We start from the raw sequence: 19,130 nt of genomic DNA on the forward strand, positions 1-19,130 counted from the left end.
CCGCGCGCCTTCACGCCTGAGGGCGCGCATGCGCTTCGAGGGCAAGCGAAAATGCCAGATGGCCCGTTTCGATGCCCATCGTGTTGATCATCCGCGGCGCGTGAAAAGCGTCAAGTTGCGCACGTTGCTCTGGGCTGCCGATATCGAGACGCGCGAGCAGTTCGGCAACGACCGCATAGAGCATCGCGATGTTGCCGTCCTCCACCTTCACCGCAATACCGAGCGCACCGTCGGCGCCAAGCTGCGCAGTCCGACGCGAAGCCCGCACGCCGATTGCGTAGCTGCCGTCGGCGCCGACCTTGCCGATCAGCGCACCATCGAACGCCCGCATCAACGCGGTGCAGAAGCGCCCCTCGCCCGCTACCCATTCCGGATGCGCCGCCATCGCACGATAGATGCGGGCGAGCGCGGCGGTGCGTGGCGAAATGGAAGAAGCAGCGGAAGAGGAGACCGACGCCGCGTCCTGCGCAGCAGCGAGCTTCGCGAACAGGCGCGCGAGTCGGTCGAGCGCGAACGCCGGCGTCGGCAGATTGCAGCCGTCGATCGACCATTGCACTGCGTCGTCCGGCAAGTCGCACACTTCGGCGACGGTATGCTTCACGCGTACCTGCAACGGATGCGCCGGCTGTTCATACCCCTCGATCGACGCGCCGATCGAACGTGCGCCGGCCAGCATGCCGGCGTGCTTGCCCGAGCAGTTGCTGCACACGGGGCCCGGCTTGAAATCGCGCTTCAGCCAGTCGACGTAGACGGCGTCGGACAGCGGTGGATGACCGCCGCAACGCAGATCCGCTTCACTGACCTGCGCTTTGGCCAGCATCTGCCGCGTGCGTTCGACGTGGCGCGGCTCGCTGCTGTGCGAAGCGCACATCAACGCGAGATCGGTTTCGTCGAAACCGAAACGCTCGAGCGCGCCGGTCTCTAGCACGGCCAAAGCCTGCGCGGGCTTCGCCGCTGAGCGTGCCAGTGTGATACGTGACGGATCGCCGAATGAATACAGCAGGCGGCCATCGGCCTGAACCACCGCGACGTGGGCGACATGCGTGTTCTCGATTGCTTCGCCGCGATAGACAGTCGCCGCAATCGGCCCGGTTTCGCGCAAGGTCATTTTCGTTCTCCTCCTGATCGCTTCGGTTGTTGCGATCGCTATGAATTGTCGTGATGCGAGCGATTCTACGTTCGTCTTTCGCTGGAACCAAGTCCGCGCTGCACGACGGGTTGAGCCGGCCCTCACTCCGCTGCGTGAATATGCTCGACGAGATAGTCGATGAACGCCCTCACTTTCGGCGGCAAGAAACGGTTGGACGGATACAACAGCCACACCGACCCCACGTAAGCGCGCGCTTCGAGATTCCAGTCGAGCAGCACCTGCACCAGCTCGCCGCTTAACAATGCATCGGCGGCGGCAAACTCCGGCACGCTCGCAATGCCGAAATCCTGCTGCGCTGCTTCGAGCCGCGCGCCGGCATGATTGGCAATGTAACGCCCTTTCACGTCGACGCTTTGCGTCTCCGTGCCACGGCGAAAGCGCCAGCGGTTGTCGTCGGCAGTTTCGCCGAGGTAGATGCAATCGTGCTGGAGTAGATCGCGCGGTTGCGCCGGCATCCCGCGCTCACGCAAATAAGCCGGCGACGCAACCACCAGCCAGCGCACCGCACCCAGCCTGCGCCCCGCGAGCCCCTGCGGAGGATGCTCAGTCAGACGGATCACCAGATCGACATTGTCAGCAAGCGGGTCGACGTCGTGATCGGTGAAAAGCAGTTGCAGGTCGACTTTTTCGTAGGCGCGCAGGAAGCCGGGAATCAGCGGGTGAATCACGGTCTTCGCAAACGCGGTCGGCGCACTGACGCTCACCTTGCCTTGCGGTCTGTCGGCCAGTTGCCCGGCGGCATCGACCGCACCCGACGCGGCGCTCACCATGTCGCGACAGAATCGCACCACCTGGACGCCCGATTCCGTCACCCGCACCGTGCGCGTCGACCGTTCCAGCAGGCGTGTCGCCAAGGCGTCCTTGAGCCGCTTGATCTGACGGCTGACCGTAGACGGCGTGCTGCCGAGCTGACGCGCGGCTACCGAAAAATTGCCGGCATCGACGACGCGCGCGAAAACGGCCATGTCCGGCAGCAAGGCAAAAAGCTCGGTTGGGTTCATCGTGGGACGCTCGCGGGATTCACTCTATTAATGCGTTTGCGACATAAACGCTGTGCGCAATGGCCCAATTATCACCGTGCATGCAAAGTTCGACAATACGCGTTCATCTGCTCGAGGTCCGCCATGTCGAAACAAGATCGCCTGCTCCTGCTGTCCGACCTGATGCTGCTCGCGGTCGCCGTCGTGTGGGGCACCAGTTACGGCGTCGTCAAAAGCGCGTTGGTGTTTTATCCGGTGCTCGGTTTGCTGGCGATGCGCTTCGGCATCACCTTCGTGATCCTGTCGCCCACCTTGCGTCATTTGCGCGCCGCCAATGCCCGCACGCTGCGCGGCGTGCTGATCGCGGGCGCGCTGCTGCTCGGCATCTTTCTGTGCGAAACCTTCGGCATTCTGCTGACGCGCGCGGCCAATGCGGCTTTTCTGATCAGCCTGTGCGTGGTGCTGACGCCGCTCGTCGAATGGTGGCTGCTCAAGCGCAGGCCGAGCCGCATCGAATGGGCCGCGGTTGCGCTTTCGCTGTTCGGTGCGTGGCTGCTGGCAGGCGACGGCACGCTGGTCTTCAATCCCGGCGATGCGCTGATTCTGCTCGCCGCGCTGCTGCGCGCATTGAACGTGTGCGTGACCAAGCGCGTGATGCGCGATTCGACGTTGCCGCCCTTGTCGGTGACCGCGGTTCAGTCGGGCGTGGTGGCATTCGGCAGCGCGGCGTTTGCGTTGCTGATAGCGCCGCAACAGTGGCAGCCCGTGCCGTCGCTCGCCGGACATGCGATGTTCTGGAGCTACGTCGGCTATCTGGTGCTCGCGTGCACGCTGTTCGCGTTTTTCGCGCAGAACTTCGCGATCAAACGCAGCAGCCCGACGCGGGTGTCGCTGCTGATGGGCAGCGAACCGGCATTCGGCGCAATGTTCGCGTGTCTTTGGTTAGGGGAACGGATTTCGACGATGGCGTGGATCGGCGGTGCGCTGATCGTCGCTGCATCGATTCTCGCGACGGTGCGATGGACGGCGTTGCGTGTGAGCGCGGCGGAGGCATGAAGAATAGAGGTAGCCCGCGCCATTCGCTGCATAGGCATTTCGATCAACGCGACGCTACCCTGCCGCGCTCGCTCATCTTCCGTGACCGCCATGGCCGCCATGGCCGCCGTGGCCGCCGTGGCCGCCAAAGAAGCCGAAGCCGATGCCAACATCAACGGCCGGCGCCGCGTAATAGCCGGGCGCATAGCCGTAATAGCCTGGCCCGGATTCATATGCGGGGGCTGGCGCGTAACCGTATCCATAACCGTACGGCGGAGCGACTACGCAACCCGTGAGGCCTGCCGCCAGCGCGAAAATACTGAATAGTCTGATCATGATTTATCTCCCTATTCAAGTTAGAGAGATATGGGAAGGTATTGGTTCGGGACTAACGGGGAGAACCGCAATCAGTTGTATCGAGAGATGACGTATGACGCGAAGAGGATCGTGGCGTCGCGCAAGCTGGCAGCACCCAAGGTAGGCATTGGTGCAAACCGTCGCCTAAAATCTAAGCGTGGCCATGACTTCAACGGAGGTGTGCCATGACTGATTCAATGCTGGCGATTCTGATCGGGATCATCGTGGTTATGTGTGGCGCCGCGATCTGGGCAGCGACCAGCAACCGGGAGAAGCTCACCCAGTGGTTCCACGAACATCATCTTCGGGACCTGATGCACCACAGGCATTAGTGATGCCCGAAGCCAAATTAAATGTTTGGCGGGTACAAATGAAAAACGGGCCAAAGGCCCGTTTTTCATTGATATTTCTGGCGGAGAGACGGGGATTCGAACCCCGGATAGGTTATTAACCTATACACGCTTTCCAGGCGTGCGACTTAAACCGCTCATCCATCTCTCCGGCGGGGAGCCGAATTATAGCAAACTTCGCGCCTTGCGCCACACCCCTGCGCAAACCCGCCTAAGGATGCCGGATGTAGTCCACCAGCGCCCTTGTATAAGCATCCGGTTTCCGGTCGGCCAAACTCACCCCGATCGCCACCAGAAACCCCGCCGGCACGCCGAATACGCCCGAACTGATCGGCTCGATGCCGAACCACCGCGCGCCCGCGAAACCCGTCAGCTGCGTGAAGAACGGATACGTCGACACGATGTAATAGATGCACACCACCAGCCCGGCCACCATGCCCGCCACGGCCCCCAGTCGCGTGGTGCGCTTCCAGAACACCCCCAGCACCAGCACCGGAAACAGGCTGGACGCCGCCAACGAAAACGCCGCGCCCACCAGAAACAGAATATTCCCCGTATTAAGCGATGCCACATACGACGCGAACAGCGCCACGCCCAGCAGCAGAATCTTCGAGATCGTGACGCGCCGCTGACTCGATGCCGTTGGATCGATCATGTGATAGTAGACGTCGTGCGATAAGGCATTGGCGATCGTCAACAGCAAACCATCCGCGGTCGAAAGCGCCGCAGCCAGCGCGCCGGCCGCGATCAGCCCGGACATCACATACGGCAGCCCCGCGATCTCGGGTGCGGCGAGCACCACCATATCCGGCTGCATCTGGATCTCGCTCCAGCGCACGATGCCGTCGCCATTCGTGTCAGCCAGGCTGATCAGATTCGGCTCGACCTTGCGCCATTGCGTCAGCCATTGCGGCAAATCGGCGAAGTGATGACCGACGAGATTCGTCAGCATCTCGTACTTGATCAGCACCGCCAGCACCGGCACCGTCAGATAAAACAGCGCGACAAAGAACAGCGTCCAGCCGACCGAGCGTCGCGCGGAAGCCACCGAGGTCGTCGTGTTGTAGCGGGTCAGGATGTGCGGCAGGCTTGCAGTGCCGAGCGAAAGGCACAGCAGCAGCGACAGGAAATTGCGCTCATGAGTGCGCCGGTCCTCATCGCTCGTGACGGGAAACGGCTCATGCATCGGCACCGGTGCAGCCGCGCGCATCAGCATCTCGTCGCGGCGCTGGGTCCACACGATCTGCGCGGCCGCGGCATCGCGTGGAAACTGTTCAAGCGCCTTTTCGTGCTCCTTGATCTCGCGTAGCGGGCCGTTATGACGCCGCAAGTCCGCGACTTCCTGCGTAAGGCGCAGCTTCTCGTCGACGAACGATTGCGGCAACGTGGCGAGGCGCATCTGCACCAGCGCGGCGCGCCGCCGATAGTCGTCGCGTACGGTCTGCTCTAGCGGCGCGTCGCGCACCTGCTTCTCCAGGCCTTCCACGCGCTCCATCAAGCGCCCGTAGTTGAACTGCGGCACCCAGCCGAGGCCGTCCTTGTGCGCGATCATCGACACAGGAATCAGGATCGCCGAAATCAGGATGATGTATTGCGCGACCTGGGTCCACGTCACGGCACGCATGCCGCCTAGAAACGAGCACACCAGAATACCGGCGAGTCCGCAGAAAATGCCGACCGCGAAGTCGACGCCGATAAAGCGCGTCGCGATCAATCCGACGCCCTGGATCTGCGCGACAAGATAGACGAAGGAGCACAGGATCGCCGCTAACGCAGCCAGCCCACGCACGGCGTTGCTCGAAAAGCGCGTGCCGAGAAAATCGGGAATCGTGTAGCGCGCGAGCTTGCGCACATACGGCGCAAGCAGGAACGCGACGAGGCAATAACCACCGGTCCAGCCCATCAGGTACGCGAGACCGTCATATCCGCTCACATAGATCGACCCGGCGAGACCGATGAAGGAGGCAGCAGACAACCAGTCGGCGGCAGTCGCCATGCCGTTGAACGCGGAAGGCACGCGCCGCCCCGCGACGTAGTATTCGACGAGATCGGACGTGCGTGACAGCAACCCGATCACCGCATACACCGCGATCGGCACGAACAGGAACACATAGCCGATCCACACGCCGGGACCGGTCGTGCGCTCGATACGCCACATCACATAGATGAACAGCAGGAAACCTAGCGTATAGAGCGCGTACGAGCGGATCAGCCGATGCGTGAGCTTCATCGGCTCAGTTTCCGCGCGCCGTAGGCGCACCGGAATCGGCACTGGCACTGGCATCGGCATCGAATGCGCGTTGCAGACGACGGTCTGCGCGCTGCATCAGCACGATATAGACGACGATCAACGCGACGTAGATCAGAATCGACCCTTGCGCACCGAAGTAGAACGGCAACCTGAAGCCGCGGAAGCGCACCTCCTCCAACGCCGGCGCCACCAGCGGCAAAACGAACGACACCACGAAGCCCACGGTCATCAACGTGGCGATCAGCGCGAGATTGAAGCGCCAGTACTTCTGATGCGCGCGCGCCATCGCTGCCGAGACCGCAGGGGGTTCGGGCGCGGGATTGAGCGTAGCGTGAGAAGAGTGGTGTGGCGCGGCCATGCGCCTATGTATCAAAAAGCCACCGAGCAGGCAATCGGGATTGTCCGCGCGGTGGCTTGAATGGCTTGGCCCGGGGGATCCATTCGTGGGTCCGGTCAAGGGTGCATCGTGCGGCACGCCCTTGCCCCTGATACAGCCAAACCCAGGCTCAGAGCGACTCGCCGAGCTGATCGAGAATCGCCGGGTTCTCCAGCGTGGACACGTCCTGAGTGATTTCCTCGCCCTTCGCAAGCGAGCGCAACAGGCGGCGCATGATCTTGCCCGAACGCGTTTTCGGCAGGTTCTCGCCGAAGCGGATGTCCTTCGGCTTGGCGATCGGACCGATCTCCTTGCCGACCCATGCGCGCAATTCGTTGGCGATCTTCACCGCTTCCTCGCCTTCCGGACGCGCGCGCTTGAGCACCACGAAGGCACACACGGCTTCGCCGGTCGTGTCGTCAGGGCGGCCCACCACGGCGGCTTCGGCCACGATCGGGTTCGACACCAGCGCCGACTCGATCTCCATGGTGCCGAGGCGGTGGCCGGACACGTTGAGTACGTCGTCGATGCGGCCCATGATCGTGAAGTAGCCGGTTTCCTTGTCGCGCACCGCGCCGTCGCCGGCGAGGTACAGCTTGCCGCCGAGTTCCTCGGGGAAGTAGCTCTTTTTGTAGCGGTCCGGATCGCCCCACACGTTACGCAGCATCGACGGCCACGGGCGCTTCACCACCAGAATGCCGCCCTGCCCGTTCGGCACGTCCTGGCCGGTTTCGTCGACGACCGCGGCCATGATGCCCGGCAGCGGCAGCGTGCACGAACCCGGCACCAGCGGCGTCGCGCCCGGCAGCGGCGTGATCATGTGGCCGCCGGTTTCGGTTTGCCACCACGTATCGACGATCGGGCAACGACCGCCGCCGACGTTCTCGTGATACCACACCCACGCTTCCGGATTGATCGGCTCGCCGACCGTACCGATGATGCGCAGCGTCGACAGATCGTAGCTCTTCGGATGCACTTTCTCGTCCGCTTCCGCGTATTTGATCAGCGAGCGGATCGCGGTCGGCGCGGTATAGAACAACGTGACCTTGTGCTTCGCGATCATGTCCCAGAAGCGGCCGGCGTCCGGATAGGTCGGCACGCCTTCGAACACGACCTGGGTGCCGCCGAGCGTCAACGGGCCATAGGCGATGTAGCTATGGCCGGTGATCCAGCCGATGTCGGCGGTGCACCAGAACACATCCGCGGGCTTCCAGTCGAAAGTCCACTTCATGGTCTGCGCGGCCCACAGCAGGTAGCCGCCGGTGCTGTGCTGCACGCCCTTCGGCTTGCCGGTGGAACCCGACGTATAGAGGATGAAGAGCGGATGCTCGGCGCCGACCCACTCGGGCGCGCATTGATCCGATTCGGCCTGCGTGAGTTCGTGCATCCACAGATCACGGCTTGCGTTCCACGCGATCTTGCCGCCGGTGCGCTGATAGACGATCACACTCTTGACCGCGTCGCAGCCGCCCATTGCGATTGCTTCGTCGGCGATGTTCTTCAGCGGCAATGCCTTGCCGCCGCGCATCTGTTCGTCGGAGGTGACGAGCGCGACCGCGCCCACATCCACGAGACGCTCATTGAGCGACTTCGACGAGAAGCCGCCGAACACCACCGAATGGGTCGCGCCGATGCGCGCGCAGGCCTGCATCGCGACGATGCCTTCGATCGACATCGGCATATAGATCACAACGCGGTCGCCCTTCTGCACCCCGCGTTTCTTTAATGCGTTCGCAAAGCGCGACACGCGTTGCAGCAGGTCGTTATAGGTGACGTTGGTGACGGTGCCGTCGTCGGCTTCGAAGATGATCGCGACGCGTTCGCCATTGCCGGCTTCCACGTGGCGGTCGATGCTGTTATACGACGCGTTGATCTGGCCGTCCTCGAACCACGTGTAGAACGGCGCCTTCGATTCGTCGAGCACCTTGGTGAAGGGCTTGTTCCAGCTGAGCGTCTCGCGAGCGAGGCGCCCCCAGAAGCCCTCGTAATCGCGTTCCGCTTCGGCGGCCAGCGCCCGGTACGCATCCATGCCACAGATCGTCGCACCAGCCGCTGCTTCAGCGGAGGGCGGGAAAACACGGTGTTCCTGAAGAACCGATTCAATCGCAGACATCGACAACCCCTTGGTGAAGATGAAACGTAAAACCTGTGCCGGCGCACCTGTGACGCGCCTTGTCATGTTGTTGCACGCGACGATGCGGCGCGTGTCTCCTGATCCGCGGACAAACGGGCGGGCATGCGGCACTGCGGCACTGCGTCACCTGAGCAACCCCTTGTCGGATTGCAGTCACGATAACTGCAGCAACTTACCCGTCACTTACGCCGCCTGCCCTGCGCCCCATCGGCTCGCGTGCGCAGGTTTCCCATGTTAACTGAAGCGCTCGCGCTCTGTCATGAACTTCGCCCTCGCACGGATGCAAAGCGCCGCCATACATGAATGACACCCAGGGTTGGTCCTGGGGTGGTCTCCTGAGCATGCATCGCAATCGATGCTCATCCGCGAGCCCGGATCACGCAGGCTCTTCACCTTGCATGGAACAGGAGCATTCATATGACGACGTCCACTGGCGGTGCCACCCGCTCCGCTGTGACCGAGCAACGTCTCGATGCGGCCGGCGACACCGTTCTGCCGCCCGACACGCCACAGTCTGCGCGGCGGCCGCCGATCCGCTACACCTCATCCGATTCGACTGATGCCGGCAAGGCGTCCCTACGCGCCCGGCATGGCACGAGCGGCGACGAACGGGTGCCGCCTGGGTTGCCTCATCGATCTCAGGGTGAGGGCGGCATGACTGCAGACCGAAACCAGCGCACTCCCGACAGTGCTACCACCAGAACGACGCCGTCTTCAGTGAATCTCACGTCGGCGGTGTCGTTGGCGAAACCCGTCACGGTAGAGCCGCCCTCCGGACGGGCCCCACTCTCCGCGCCCACTCCTTCCACACCCTCCGCGCGGCCGTTGCTGATCGGCGCCACCCAAACCGAGCTTAAGCAACTGCTGGCCACATACGACACAAAGACGCTGTCCAACATGACGCATCTGTCGAGGAGCAACGACGCCGACGAGCAGAACCAGGCAAAGCTGGCGACGGATCTGAAAATGAGCCTCAAAGGCTACCCTGCCGAGGTTCAGGAATTCGAGCAGAGCGTCAATGCGCTTCAGGCCCAGATCAACACGCTGCCTCGGGCCGAGCACCAGGCCTACGCGGGCGCTCTTGCAACGCTCGACGTCGCATTCCGCGACAGCAAGGACGCCGATGGCCGTCGACGTGCCGACGAACAATTGTCGCAATTGAGCGACGCGCTGATCGGCCGCGCCACTATCGCGGAGAACGATCCGGTCGAACGCGCATTGAGTGTCTTCAACCGTCCAGTCGGTGCAGGTTATCTGACCGAATTGGGCGACCGGCAGCAACTCAGCGCACTGACGCGCCTGCGCCAGGGGTTTGTCACCGCCGCCACTCCGGCTGCACGTGAACGCTATTTCACACTGGCGGCCGAGCTGAAGAACAACCTGCAGCACAAGGTCGGCACAGCGATCGATCAACACACGACAAAAGAAGCCCGCAAATGGGAAGCGGCGGACGGGGAAGTCAACCGGATCATCCGCGAAGCCGACATGCCCACCACCGACCCGGGCAAACGCTACGAGCTGATCGCCCGCCAGTTGTACAGCACCAATCCAGGCACTGGTCGCGACGAGCTGGCTGACCGTCGGCTGCTGGCGTTCACGCAACGGATGCAGGACGACCCCACGCTGCACGACAAGCTCGTCAAATGGTCAGTCGAAGCGGGACGAAAACTCAACGCCTACGGCGTCGACGCGCAGAAAAACTATCTGGACATCCTGAATAACCTTCCGCCCGCCGGTCCCGACTATGTCCGCGATCTCGCGGACCGGTACAACGCCGTGCTGCACGACTCGTCGTACAAGGACTATTCGATCACGCCGCGCGTGCGTGGGGAAAAGCTGGCCGAGCAGATTTTCGAAGGCGCCACACGTTTTCTGCTCGGCCTGACGCCGTTCGCTCCTGTCGTGGCTGCGCTCGACCCGCACTCGTCACTGTCGGAAAACACGCGGCTAGGCATCGACCTCGCATCCAACCTGCTTGGGCTCGTCGCGGGCGGAGGTGAGGCTGCTTTCGCCGAGCGGCTTGCCGCGAAGGAGGCCGGTGCCATCATCAACGCGGCTTCTGAGGAACATCTCCCCGGGCGCCCGATCACGACGGACGACAAAGGGGCGCCTCTCCCATCTGGGCCAGCCGTCCAGTCCGGCCAGGCAGGCGTGCAAAGCACGCGGCCGGCGGCCCGTGCTGCCACGCAAGGCCTGAGTGTGGACGCAGCCGCCGCCGAGGCATCGCAGCGCATCAGCGGGACGAAGGCCAGCTTGCCTGACAGCTATGCCGTACATCCCGAGGCCGATTCACTGAAAGCCGCCATGGGCTGGAAAAATGTACTAATCGACAACAACGGGCAGCACTACATCACCAGTGGCGGAAAGACCTACCCCGCTCGTTTCGACCTGGACAACAATACCTGGCGCGTGTACCAGCCCGATAACGCATACCGGCCTCAATATCCGGTCAGGCTCAACGCTCAAGGTGACTGGGAGGTCCACAACAATGTTGGGCTCAAAGGCGGTATGAACCCGAATAGTCCGCCATCTTCGGGATCTTCGGGATCTCCGGAAGGCCCCCCCTTCGAGCAGACCTTTCACGTCTCGACCGCGACCGGCACCCCGCCGTCCGCCAACATGTTGCAAACGCTCGATCCCGCGTCATGGCACTCCGGGGCAAACGACTGGCTCGACGACCCGAGCTTCACCACACTCTACCGAACCGCATTCAATCTTCTTCCATTCGACGAGCAACACGCCCTCAGAGACTGGACGTATCTGGATGATGTCAGCGGTACCTACTCGAAGGACTCGGACTACGACGACGTCAATTTCCAGCTCAATCGGCAGTTGCGCGATCGCTCCTATGAAAGCGACACCGCCGCGCGCGCCCAGGCTTTGCAGACCGCGCTGAGCAGTCTGCCGAGGCCCCCCGGCGACAGCCGCCTGATTCGTATCGCGGATGTCCCCGCCAACTATGCGGGTCAGTTTAAAGTGAGCGACTACGTAACCAATTCACCGGCTTTCATGTCCGCAGCCAGCAAAAGTGAATACGCAAAGGCAAGCTTGGCGGACACTGAATTTGACGCCGGGCATGGGGCTGCGTTAGCGCTTTACGACATCCAGTCGAAGTCGGCAACGCCCTTTATTAATCGCGTTACCACATTGGCCCCCAACGAGAGTGAATGGCTATTCCGGCCCAACACTGTATTGAGAGTCGACGAAATCGCCACGGCAACGTCTCAAGACGGGACGCGGGCTCCGCGCATCGGCATACGTCTGACCGAGGTGCCAATCAATGAGGCCACCTTCGCGAAGAACATTCACACAGGCGAGCAGGAACTGGTCTATCCGCCGGGAACAACACCGGCTTATACAACGCTACAGCCGACCAGCGTGCCGCCCGGCCGGCCGTCGCCGCAAAACCCTCACGAGCCACCACCGCCAACGCATGGCAGTCCAAACCAGCCGGGACCGTCGAAACCATGACATGAATGCGACCGGGATCGGTGCGGCAGCGACGATGCGTCCCATCACCGCATGCTGACGAATCAATCAACTTATCTGTCATCGCGTATCTCTATAGATAAGTATGCCGAATTAAAACATGATCTCGCTACTATTTCCTCAGCGGAGCCAATCTCATACCGTCGGCAACGCGGCTCCGACCGTCCAGTTCAAGCCGACTCTTTTCGTTCAGGAATCACCACATGCAAGCAGCCATGCAATTGAACACTCCGTTGCTCTCACTCCAGGGCAATATCAACTCTTTCTTTGGCAGCGGCACGCAAGCGCAGCGCTCGCCTGCCGCAGGGTTCAATGGCGGTTTCAACCAGTCCAGCCAGATGTCGAATATGCTGAGCGGTTTCTCGAAGACATCGTTCTCCGTCTTCAGCCAGACCTCGGAGAATGGTCAGAGCAGCACGTTCTTCGCGCAAGGGTCGACCAGCAGTCGCGGTCAGGCCGCGAACCCGCAACCGCTCGACTGGGGTGGCAATGGCAATCGTGGCGACTACGTCAGTCCTGCGAGCGCCGGTCGGTATGACAATCGCTCCGATAGTCGTTACGACAATCGGTATGACAACCGTTGCGACAACCGCTACGGCAACTCCACCCAGACCAACATCAACATCTCGTCGCGCAACAACTGCGGCTGCAACGACTCCGGCAAGAGCAACCAGACCCAGTGGAGCAATACCGCGGTCAGCAACAACAAGGCGAGCATCAATCTCGGCGACTACAAGCTCGACTTCAACAAGTCGGACTCGTCGATGACCATGACCAACGCGAAAACCGGCGATACGACGAAGGTCTGGGGCGACCCGCACCTCACCCAGCACGAAAACAGTGCCAACAAATCGACCGCGATGTTCAACGGCCCGATGACATTCATGCTGCCGGACAACACCAAGGTCACGGTCGGCACCCAGCCGGGCGCGAACAACAAGTCGGTGTCGTACGCGGATCAGGTGACGATCACCCGCGGCAATCAGGCCTATCAGGTCACGGGGCTGAGCCAGGAGGACAAGGCAGGTCTCAGCGTGCAGAAGAGCCGCGACGGTCGCGCGCTCGACGCCGCCGCGCCGGACGGCTACACCGTCCAGGCCAACCGCAACGGCAGTGGCTGGATCGATCCGACCACTGGCAAGGAGCCCACGGCGGCCGACATCCGCAAGGCCAACACGTAAGCTCACCCCACGCTACTGGGGACAACGGCGCCAGCCGTTGCCTCCAATGGATGCCGCACTCGCGATCGACGCATGGGGCGGCATCCGACCGCCTGCACACGGACCGCCCCCGGTCGCGCGTGCGTCCTGCCTGTACGCGCACCGACCTTCCCGGGTAGCGCGTGCGTCCTGCCTGTACGCGCACCGACCTTCCCGGGTAGCGCGTGCAACCTGCCTGTACGCGCACCGACTGCGCCCCCACGCACACCGCACCGCCCACGCACCTGTCTATCTTCACCGCATGATGCGGCGAAAAGACACACGAGAATCCGGCGGCAAATAAGACCCTTGCACGGATTCCATGCGTTCCAATGGATGCACACCTCTCCTCCGGAGACGTGTTCGGCAAAGCCGATTTTTACAGTCGATTTAATTCAGGATCGCAAAATGAAAGTCGCATCATCCAGCAATCAACAGAACGCGTTTGACCAGTTCGTGACAGCGCAACGCGGCGGGCAGGCTGCTCAACCAGCGGCGCAGCCCGTGGTATTCGATACCTCCGGTTCCAGTGGTACGCAGCGGTCGGCCTCGTCCAATGACAGTTCCACTCAGGACCCGACGCAGATTCACAATGTCGGGACCAACTGGAAGCTGGGCCCTAACGGCGAACACATCTATCTCGGAAGCTTCCCGGCGCCACTTCCTCCGCACGACTCCAGCAAGGACGAGACGCAATGGGACGTCTTTAAGCGCGGCTTCAAGGATGGCGCAACGCATCCGGCACAAACCATGGGCAAGATCAACGATATAGCGACGGGTGATAAGTCACATAGCGGCGAGAAAAGCGGCAAGAAGGTCGATGACGTACTGAAACAGTTGCCCGTTGTCGGCGATGCAATCACTATCACGCGCGGGGCCGCAGGCGAGAAAGATCCGGACGGCAATCCACAACTACCGCAGCCGAACGTTCAGCCGGAGGTGCCGGGCGATTCTGTCAAGGGCGGCCAGCCGCGCCAACCAGCAGAGAAACCCTCATCCGAACTCCCTTCGAACACGAAGCCCGGCACGCAGCCCCCGCCTTCGGAGAGCCCATCTACCGGTAGTGGCGGCGCACCGGTTGCGCCCGTTCAATCGAAGCCGGCCCAATCCGGGACGCCTCGATCCAAGGCAGGTGAACCGCAGGCCAATGCACCGCACGCAGACGAACCCACGACGAACACGCCGTCTGCGAGCGGCTCGCACTTCGATGTCCCTGCGCAATACGCCGGCAAACCGAAGGGAAATCTCGAAGCTGAGCCGAGCAGTCCGGGCGTATTCAGGGACGAGAAGGGCCAACCTTACATCCAGGCACGCGAGCAAAACTGGCCGGTCCGATACGACAAAGACAACGGCACGTGGCGCGTCTATCAACCCGACGACTCCGCGAAGCTTCAATATCCCGTCGGACTCGACGAACAGGGCAACTGGCAGGTGCACGACGACGTCGGCCTCAAGGGCGGGAACCCCGGCGCTACCGCGGGCAGCGGCAACCCCATGGCCAACCGCGATCGGCTCCACGACATGGCGACGGACTCACCAACGGGCAACGTGCCGGGCTCGTATCCCAGCTCCGTGAAAATAGTCAACGACCTGCTGAAACGCCTCGACATCAATTTATCGGACCAGTCCGCCGATGCCATCATCAACAATTTGCATAAGGTGAATGCAGGAGAAATCGCCCACGCCAGCGCGTCGGCGCGCGAAGTCTGGACCTTCGCCCGCGACGTTGCGGACCCGAACCTGCCGATGAAAGACCGTGCTGCCGCAGCGTTCGGCATGGTCTTGAACGGCGTGTTTGCGCCGGCTTACATGACCCAGTTCGATCTGAACAACTACCACTTCGGCCGCGATCAATCGGCCGATCTGCGCCGGGCGATGCAGATGTTCGTGCAGTTTGATCCTCATGCCTAACCGGCGTTGACCGGGCGGGCTAGCGCCGCCTTTTTCGGCAGCGCTAGCCCCCGTCCCGTCCGTCATCCGCCGCGCACGCCACGCGCGAGCGCCACCCGCCAGCGGTGTTTTGCGTCGTCATGCCCGACCCGCTCGATACTCCAGTCCCGCAGCGCCTGGTTCGCTTCGTGGCACGCCATCGCGTGCGCGTGCCGCGCGTCGCTCAATTGCCGATGCAGCGCGGGCGCCCGTGCGTCGTGCGCGCGCAGCGTCGCATGCCACTGCCCGCCGGCGCGCTGGTCGCGCCGGCAGAACGCGAGCACGCGCTGCCGTTCCGCGGCGTATCGTTCGAGCGCGACAACCTGTTCAGCTACCGCGGCCGCCGCCTGCCGCTCGCGCCGGCGCGCATCGGCCAGTGCACGCAGCCGGCGGCGCACCCGCAAACCGCGCACGCGCGCGAGCAGTTGCCAAAGCTCCGCCTCCTGCGCGGCGCCACGCATCATGCCGGGCGATCGCCGGTGCACAAGCCGTGCAACTGCGCGCGCGTCTCGGCCCACGGGCTGCACTGGTCGTACGGTTGACGTAGAAAGCGCTGGATCGCCGGGCGCTGATCGATCGCCCGGTCCGTCTCGGGATCGTGACCCCGCTCGTATTCGCCGATCTGCAACAACATCTCGACCTCCTCATAACGCGCCAGCCAGTCGCGCACACGGTTCGCGTCGGCGCGTTGCGTGGTATCCGCGACGCGATTCATCAAGCGGCTGCGGCTCTTCAGGATGTCGATCGCCGGATAGTGGCCTGACGCGCCGAGTTTCGACGATAACTGAATATGCCCATCGAGCAACGAGCGCGCTTCTTCCGCCACCGGATCCGACAAATCGGCCTCGTCCGCAAGCACGGTATAAAACGCGGTGATGCTGCCCTTCGCGGTCACACCGGCTGATTCGATCAGACGCGGCAACTGCGCGAACACGCTCGGCGGAAAGCCGCCGCGCAGCGGCGGCTCGCCGATTGCAAGTCCTAGCTCCCGCAGCGCTCGCGCATAGCGTGTCAGCGAATCGAATAGCAGCAGCACGTTGCGTCCGGTTGCGCGCAATCCCACCGCAACCTGCGACGCAAGTTCCGCCGCCTTGATCCGCTCCGCGGCGGGACGGTCGGACGTCGAGGCAATCACGATGGTCGACGCGCGCCGGTGTTCGAGATGGTCGTGAATGAATTCGGCCACCTCGCGGCCGCGCTCGCCGATCAGTGCAACCACGATCGCATCGGTCGATGCGCCGTTCGCGATCATGCCCATGATGGTGCTTTTGCCGCCGCCGGCCGGCGCAAAAATGCCGGAGCGCTGACCGATGCCACAGGTCAGCAGACCGTCGATCGCGCGCACGCCCGTGGCGAACGGCGTAGTGATGACGGGCCGTTCGAGCGGATTCAGCGTCGCTATGGCGTCGCTTGGTGTGCCTTTCACAGCCGTCGCCGATGGCGGCGGCATCGGGCCGCCGTCAAGTGGATTGCCGAGACCGTCCACGACGCGTCCGAGCAACCCGGCGGCATCGACGCTGCCCCACGTCGACCCGCAACCCTGCACCTCGGTGATATCCGAGAGGCCGGCCAGACCGGCAAGCGGCATCACCAGCGCACCGTCGTGCGCAAAGCCGACCACTTCGCCGTACTGCGCTTCGAGGGTGTCCGGGCGCACCAGGCGCACCTTCTCGCTGATTCGCAACGACACGCCCACTACCCTCGCGATCACGCCGCGCGCTTCGACGACCCGCCCGCACAACGTCGGCGCGGACATGAACATGGGCACACTCTTTCCAGACGATCGCATGACGGTCCCCTTTATGCCGCACCGAGCGTCGCGACAGTCTGAATGCGGTAGACGTCGAGCGGAATCTCTTCGATCGCCAGCACCTCGATGCGCCAGCCGAAGTCGCGCGACAAACGCGCAAGGTGCGGACGCAGTACCGCATTCGTCACGATCAGGTCGATCCCGGACTGGTCCGCGGCAAAGATCTGCTGTGCGCGAGTCAGGTCTTCAGCGGACAGTACGCACTGCGGCTCGCCGTCAACGCCGCTTCTGATCTGTGCTTCGAGACTGGCTTCCCACGCAGGCTCCAGCACGGCCGCGGCGATCGTCCATGTCTCGAGGTCAGCGTAGCCGCGCACGATCTGCCGCCCCAACTGGATGCGCGCCTCCCGCACCATCCGGTCGATCGTGCGCTCACCCGCCGGCACGCGTACCACGGCTTCGAGAATCGCGCGGAGATTGCGGATCGGCACACGCTGCTGCAGCAATTGCCGCAGCACGCCGGCGAGCTGCACCGTGCTCGCGGCCTGACCCGCCTGCGCGACCAGCTCGCGAAATTCGATCGCCAGTTGATCGAGCAGGAAGCGTGTCTCCTGCGTGCCGAGAAAATCGGCCGCCGAGCGTTCGCAGACTTCGGCCAGGTGATCGCACAGCGCTTCGTCGACGCTCGCCTTGTGAATGTCCGGCTCGTTGACCGAAGCCGCCGTCGCGTTCGGCACCCAGACCGATTTCGCGGCGCGTGGCCGGTAGCCTTCGATACCGTCGAACGCAATGCGGCTCTCGTCGCCGCTCACCAGCGTGTGAGCGGCAACCAGCGTGCCGCTCGCAAACGGCACGTCCTCGATATCGACAATGTAGCGCTCGGGGGCGAGCCGCGAGTCGCGCAGCAGCGCAAGACCCGGAAACGGCACGCCCAGGTCGACCATCAGATTGCGGCGCAACTGGGCAAGCCGCCGGTTCAGCGCTTCGGGCCGCAGCGCATCGAAGGCCTTCAGGCCGAGCCGCAGCCGCAATGTCGCACTGGTGCCCAGTTCGACGTCGTCCAGGATTCGCGGGACGTAGTTGCCGCCGTCACGCGTCATCTCGGGCATCAGTGCGCGCTGCGAGTTCGTCGCGAGCGCGGCGTTGCGCATCAGCGTGATCGCGAGCGCAAGCAGCAGACCGCCCGCCACCAAAAACTGGACGTGCGGGAAACCGGGAATCGCCGCCAACGACAAACATGCAATCCCGGCCATGCCGATCGCCTTCGGATGCACCGCCAGTTGCCGGTAAATGTCGCCGCCGAGATGCGCGTCCACGCCATCGGCCGAGGCCACGCGGGTGACGAGAATGCCCGCCGCCACCGACACGATCAACGACGGAATCTGCGATACCAGGCCATCGCCGACGGTGAGAATCGTGTAGGCGTGCAGCGCATCGCCGAACGACATGCCGCGTTGCGCGATGCCGACCGCGAGGCCGCCGACGATATTCACCAGCGCGACGACGACGCCTGCCACGGCATCCCCCTTGACGAACTTCATCGCGCCGTCGAGGGAGCCGTAAAAGTACGTCTCGCGTTCGAGCGCGGCGCGCATCCGGCTCGCCTGGGCAGCGCTGATCACGCCGTTGCGCATGTCGGCGTCGATGCTCATCTGGCGGCCTGGAATGCCGTCGAGCGTGAAGCGTGCCGCCACTTCGGCCACCCGGTCCGCGCCTTTCGCGACCACGATGAACTGGATCGCCGCGAGCACGATGAACACGACCAGGCCGACTGCCACATTGCCGCCCACCACCATTTCGCCGAATGCACCGATGATCTGGCCAGCGTGCGCATGCAGCAGGATCATCTTGGTCGATGCAATCGCCAGTGCCAGGCGCAGCAGCGTGGTGATCAGCAGCAGAGACGGAAAACTGGCGAGGTCCGCGGCCTTCGACACATACAGCGTAGTGGTCAGCATTGTCAGGCTGGACGCGAAGCTCACGCAAATGAACAGATCGAGCACAAACGGCGGCACGGGCACGATCAGCAGCGCGAGCACGGTCAGCATGCCGATGCCGACGGCCACGTCGGCGTGACGCACAAAGAAGGCCGAGAGATCGTAGCGGCTGAGAATAGAACGGTTCAACATG

Annotated in this window: 14 protein-coding genes and 1 tRNA gene; 5 read left to right on the forward strand and 10 right to left on the reverse strand. The window is 63.1% G+C overall.

Annotated elements, in window-relative coordinates; genetic code table 11:
• Positions 1-10 precede the first annotated feature (10 nt).
• Positions 11-1,108, reverse strand: a complete 1,098-nt coding sequence (locus ACAX43_RS10050) for an asparaginase (protein ID WP_370708225.1) — start codon at positions 1,106-1,108, stop codon at positions 11-13.
• A gap of 122 nt (positions 1,109-1,230) precedes the next feature.
• On the reverse strand, positions 1,231-2,151 hold the full coding sequence (locus tag ACAX43_RS10055; RefSeq protein ID WP_370708226.1) for a LysR family transcriptional regulator: 921 nt from the start codon (positions 2,149-2,151) through the stop codon (positions 1,231-1,233).
• Positions 2,152-2,274: 123 nt separating this feature from the next.
• On the opposite strand from ACAX43_RS10055, the gene ACAX43_RS10060 reads away from it, so the two are divergent.
• The gene (locus ACAX43_RS10060) at positions 2,275-3,186 is read left to right on the forward strand and encodes a DMT family transporter (RefSeq protein ID WP_370708227.1); all 912 of its coding nucleotides are present in this window, start codon (positions 2,275-2,277) and stop codon (positions 3,184-3,186) included.
• Between the two features lie 72 nt (positions 3,187-3,258).
• Here ACAX43_RS10060 and ACAX43_RS10065 read toward each other — a convergent pair whose 3' ends face one another.
• Positions 3,259-3,501 (reverse strand): hypothetical protein, encoded by a 243-nt coding sequence (locus ACAX43_RS10065; protein ID WP_370708228.1) that lies wholly within the window; start codon positions 3,499-3,501, stop codon positions 3,259-3,261.
• 206 nt (positions 3,502-3,707) lie between these two features.
• Here ACAX43_RS10065 and ACAX43_RS10070 point away from each other — a divergent pair, with 206 nt between their 5' ends.
• Positions 3,708-3,854 (forward strand): hypothetical protein, encoded by a 147-nt coding sequence (locus ACAX43_RS10070; protein ID WP_370708229.1) that lies wholly within the window; start codon positions 3,708-3,710, stop codon positions 3,852-3,854.
• A 78-nt stretch (positions 3,855-3,932) separates the two neighbouring features.
• Here ACAX43_RS10070 and ACAX43_RS10075 read toward each other — a convergent pair.
• The 4 genes from ACAX43_RS10075 to acs form a co-directional block, all read right to left on the reverse strand.
• A tRNA-Ser gene (locus ACAX43_RS10075) sits at positions 3,933-4,023 on the reverse strand.
• 60 nt (positions 4,024-4,083) lie between these two features.
• Entirely contained in the window at positions 4,084-6,102 is a 2,019-nt protein-coding gene (locus tag ACAX43_RS10080) for a sodium:solute symporter family protein (RefSeq protein WP_370708230.1), read from the reverse strand.
• Positions 6,103-6,106: 4 nt separating this feature from the next.
• The gene (locus ACAX43_RS10085) at positions 6,107-6,481 is read right to left on the reverse strand and encodes a DUF4212 domain-containing protein (RefSeq protein ID WP_370708231.1); all 375 of its coding nucleotides are present in this window, start codon (positions 6,479-6,481) and stop codon (positions 6,107-6,109) included.
• 148 nt (positions 6,482-6,629) lie between these two features.
• Positions 6,630-8,612: an acetate--CoA ligase gene (gene acs, locus ACAX43_RS10090; protein ID WP_370708232.1), complete on the reverse strand. Its 1,983-nt coding sequence runs from the start codon at positions 8,610-8,612 to the stop codon at positions 6,630-6,632.
• A 438-nt stretch (positions 8,613-9,050) separates the two neighbouring features.
• Between acs and ACAX43_RS10095 the strand changes: the two genes are divergently transcribed.
• From ACAX43_RS10095 to ACAX43_RS10105, 3 genes are all read left to right on the forward strand, one after another.
• Positions 9,051-12,104 (forward strand): hypothetical protein, encoded by a 3,054-nt coding sequence (locus ACAX43_RS10095; protein WP_370708233.1) that lies wholly within the window; start codon positions 9,051-9,053, stop codon positions 12,102-12,104.
• 233 nt (positions 12,105-12,337) lie between these two features.
• On the forward strand, positions 12,338-13,303 hold the full coding sequence (locus ACAX43_RS10100; protein WP_370708234.1) for a DUF1521 domain-containing protein: 966 nt from the start codon (positions 12,338-12,340) through the stop codon (positions 13,301-13,303).
• A gap of 354 nt (positions 13,304-13,657) precedes the next feature.
• Positions 13,658-15,232, forward strand: a complete 1,575-nt coding sequence (locus ACAX43_RS10105; protein WP_370708235.1) for a hypothetical protein — start codon at positions 13,658-13,660, stop codon at positions 15,230-15,232.
• A gap of 62 nt (positions 15,233-15,294) precedes the next feature.
• Here ACAX43_RS10105 and ACAX43_RS10110 read toward each other — a convergent pair whose 3' ends face one another.
• From ACAX43_RS10110 to ACAX43_RS10120, 3 genes are read right to left on the reverse strand one after another with little or no spacing between them, the layout of a single operon-like run.
• A complete protein-coding gene (locus tag ACAX43_RS10110) occupies positions 15,295-15,714 on the reverse strand; it encodes a hypothetical protein (protein ID WP_370708236.1) in 420 nt (139 codons plus the stop codon).
• Positions 15,711-17,012 (reverse strand): FliI/YscN family ATPase, encoded by a 1,302-nt coding sequence (locus ACAX43_RS10115; protein WP_370708237.1) that lies wholly within the window; start codon positions 17,010-17,012, stop codon positions 15,711-15,713. The genes ACAX43_RS10110 and ACAX43_RS10115 overlap by 4 nt, the downstream gene beginning before the upstream one ends.
• 38 nt (positions 17,013-17,050) lie before the next feature.
• Positions 17,051-19,129: a flagellar biosynthesis protein FlhA gene (locus tag ACAX43_RS10120; RefSeq protein ID WP_370708238.1), complete on the reverse strand. Its 2,079-nt coding sequence runs from the start codon at positions 19,127-19,129 to the stop codon at positions 17,051-17,053.
• Position 19,130: the final 1 nt, after the last annotated feature.

The organism is Paraburkholderia sp. IW21 (assembly GCF_041321145.1).
GTDB lineage: Bacteria > Pseudomonadota > Gammaproteobacteria > Burkholderiales > Burkholderiaceae > Paraburkholderia.